General features: G+C 37.1%; 4 protein-coding genes and 1 pseudogene. 2 read left to right on the top strand and 3 right to left on the bottom strand.

Annotation, left to right across the window (positions count from 1 at the left end; translation table 11 throughout):
- Positions 1-162, bottom strand: a 162-nt coding sequence (locus ACRCZA_RS09585) for a helix-turn-helix domain-containing protein (RefSeq protein ID WP_438674220.1), incomplete at its 3' end; no start/stop codon positions are given.
- Between the two features lie 336 nt (positions 163-498).
- Between ACRCZA_RS09585 and yhdJ the strand changes: the two genes are divergently transcribed.
- A complete protein-coding gene (gene yhdJ, locus ACRCZA_RS09580) occupies positions 499-1395 on the top strand; it encodes an adenine-specific DNA-methyltransferase (RefSeq protein ID WP_438674219.1) in 897 nt (298 codons plus the stop codon).
- Here yhdJ and ACRCZA_RS09575 read toward each other — a convergent pair.
- A complete protein-coding gene (locus ACRCZA_RS09575) occupies positions 1392-2438 on the bottom strand; it encodes a hypothetical protein (protein ID WP_438674218.1) in 1047 nt (348 codons plus the stop codon). The two genes, yhdJ and ACRCZA_RS09575, sit on opposite strands and share 4 nt — an antisense overlap.
- Positions 2428-2667 carry a helix-turn-helix domain-containing protein gene (locus ACRCZA_RS09570; RefSeq protein ID WP_438674217.1) on the bottom strand — a complete coding sequence of 80 codons (240 nt, stop codon included), beginning with the start codon at positions 2665-2667 and terminating at the stop codon, positions 2428-2430. The genes ACRCZA_RS09575 and ACRCZA_RS09570 overlap by 11 nt, the downstream gene beginning before the upstream one ends.
- 483 nt (positions 2668-3150) lie before the next feature.
- On the opposite strand from ACRCZA_RS09570, the pseudogene ACRCZA_RS09565 reads away from it, so the two are divergent.
- Positions 3151-3360: pseudogene (locus tag ACRCZA_RS09565) on the top strand (Fic family protein); the annotation flags it as partial.

Genomic DNA, 3360 nt, shown 5'->3' with positions numbered 1-3360 from the left:
TGCACTATGTTTGCGCGATTCAGCTAAGGCGTGAGCTTGTTTCGGTCTGTAACCTTTTTTTCCTGTGTTACGAGCAAGTTCTCGATACACAGTGCTACGACAAGTGCCGATATTTTGAGCTATTTTTGCTACAGAGATTTTTTCTTTTTTTAGCGCGTAGATCTGGTATCTTTACACTTCGGTAAGTTGTTTGTATTTCATCTGTGATTCACTGTGGTAGGTAAATTACGATGATACAGCAACTTACCGTTTTTGTTTACACAGTGTCGCACTTACTAGTTGAATCCAAGTTTCAACTGATTGGCAGCATTACCTAAAAATCTGCCAGAGCATCACGTAGAGGCAATTACCACACTTGTTCGCACCTTCTTTAGGCTACTATCTGTAGTAGTCAAAGATGTATTATTAAGGAAGCATTGCTGTCTCTGCTAACTTGATTTTTATTTTTAATCAATGTAGACTATAAGTCTACCCGATTATTAACAATTGGTTACATCAATGGCAAATAAATTTGACGTGATATTTGACACCTTTGATTCCAAGGATCACAAGATAATACATGGTGACGTTCTTACATCGATTAAAAATATCGATGATGAGTCCATTGATTTAATTTTCGCTGATCCACCATACAATATTGGTAAGGATTTTGATGGGTTAAAGGAAAATTGGTCAGAGAATACATTTTTGACATGGTGCTATGAATGGCTGGAAGAATGCCACCGTGTTCTCAAAAGTAATGGCACATTTTATTTAATGAATAGCACTGAAAATATGCCATTCTTAGATTTGTGGTGCAGACAGAAATTTATTGTAAAAAGCAGAATAATATGGGCATATGATAGCTCTGGCGTACAAGCAAAAACATATTTTGGCTCAATGTACGAGCCTATTCTGATGCTCACTAAAAGTGAAAAAAATTACACATTCAATCATAATGACATTATGGTTGAGGCAAAGACAGGTGCAAAAAGACAGTTAATTGACTATCGAAAAAACCCACCACAACCATATAATACTAAAAAAGTGCCAGGTAATGTCTGGGAGTTTCCACGAGTTAGATTTAAGATGGATGAGTATGAAAATCATCCAACTCAAAAACCAGAGGCGCTGCTAGAAAGAATTATTATGGCATCATCTAATGTTGGGGATGTCGTCTTAGATCCTTTCTCGGGTAGCTTTACTACAGGGGCAACGGCTAAACGACTAGGAAGAAAATCAATAGGTATAGAAATTAATGAAGATTATGTAAAGATGGGGATTAGGCGACTCGATATCTCATCTAAATATTCTCAAGAAGAGCTTGCTAAAGAAAAAAAACGTAAAACAAATAATTTATCAAAAAAAGTACGGGAAAAAAAAGTATCGAAATTTCTCCCGTTTAAATTAAATTAATCTAGCAGGCCATATTCAAGTTTAAAGCAATTTATAATGATCTCTTTGAGCTGAACTATCAGCTCATGAGATTCATTTACACAATCGAGAATATTTTTTAATTCAATTAACGTATAGATATTACCAAATAAACTAACATATTTTTCGACTAAATTAGCGTCTAAGGTTTTGTGCGCATTGGTAGATATTTGATTTCGTACTTCGTCAGAGTTGAGATCTGTTTTAATTACGAAGCTAAGTTGATATCTATTTATCTTATCAAAATCCAGGAAATATTTTTTAAAATCTAGGGTTTCCGTAACTTGAAAAAATTCACCTAGTGGCTTTAAAACAAAATCTATACCACCATCATTTGCATTTGTGCGGCCTGTTCTATACAGGCATAAATTTTCAGTTTTTGTTACACCTTTAAAAGTAAGAGTTACTTGAGTTTGCTTAAAGTGAAGATGCAATAATGCAAATGAGATTATCTCAAAAAGTCGAGCGTCAGAATTGTATTCAAACGCTTTTTTTACCAAATTAACAATATCTTTATCTGTTGTAGCAGCTTCAATTTCATTTAAGTATGCTGTTTGGTTGTCGTCGATTATCTGAATATATTTATCTATAGTAGCAACTACGTATGCAGCAGTCTCTTTTGGATTCATACCTTTTTCAGATAGTAGTGCTACCGATATTTTTCGTGCTTTTCTTCCATCGCCAAGATCTGCTGGTTGTACAGGCAGTATATTATCGGAGACTCCATATTGACGGCGAACTTCATCATTTAGTCTATTATCTAATGGGTGATTCTGTAGTTTCGCACCAAAAGGCATACTTTTCATATTGGCCATTAAGTCGGTAAAAGTGGAGCCTGTTTCATTGCCATTCAAATAGTCTTTACACAATACATATAAAGCATAAAGATTTCCTAACGAGCGTCTTGCTTTGCTATCTCGCTCAGATGCCTTAGTTTTTCTTGTGATGTATTGATGTATTACAGAGTCATTGTGAACGTGATAACGCTCAGCCTCTTTTTTAACAAAAATAGAACTATCTGTCATTTTGTTCTTCCATATTAAAGGTTAGTAACATTGCAGGCGTGACATTCAAAGAAGCCGAAAGTTTTATTATGTTCAGTAGGCTGATATTTCTTTTTCCTCGCTCAATGCCGCTTATATAGGTTCTGTCTAACTCAGACAATAATGCTAGTTTTTCTTGGCTTACATCATTTTTAAGGCGAAGGCTTTTGACATGAGCGCCAAATAATAAGAGTAATTTTTCATCATTCATGAACATTCCCCCATGTTAAGGAGAAATATTTACAGCACGTCGACTATGTGTCTACGGACTATGAGTCACAATTAATAATTAACGTCAGTTGTTGGTCTTCAACGTATATGGGTAGAAGAGGCACCGTCGTGGGGAAGGCCATCAACAGGTAGACACCTTTGCCAAGTGCGGTGTTATCATTCAAAACGTAATTACCCACGATCCTCAGCCTCCTACTGCGGAGCAGTGATATTGGGGAAAATAAGGCCTCATACGAATCACCCAATAGTAAGGCGGAGCCGTAAAATGGCGCCGTCAGTGAGACCGTGGTGCTTGAAATGGCTAGGGGGGACCGGCTCGCTCCGATGCGGGGATCTGCGTGGCCATCAGCGGCATCGCCGGGCTGAATCCATAGGGTCAGGTCTTTCATTTTTTATTCATTGAATCAAAATTTATTAATGATTTATATTTTATATTTTATGAAGATCAACTTGGGATAGTGTAATGCCATTAATTCCTACAGATACAGTGTGGCATATGCAGCCGAATAAAGCGTTGGCTAGACAATTAGCTAAGCGGGATGTTCCGGCACTGGTATATGATGCGGTTAATTTAGAAGGCGTGGCGATGACTTTGCCCGAAGTGCAAACCATTTTAGATGGTATCACGGTCGGCGGGCATAAGATCAGCGATCAAAACATGGCGTTAAATCAA

Origin of the sequence: Shewanella sp. (assembly GCF_051658185.1) — a bacterium.
In the GTDB taxonomy this organism is placed as follows: domain Bacteria; phylum Pseudomonadota; class Gammaproteobacteria; order Enterobacterales; family Shewanellaceae; genus Shewanella.
The sequence above is the reverse complement of the archived record's forward strand: the minus strand, read 5'-3'. Positions and strand labels throughout refer to the sequence as shown.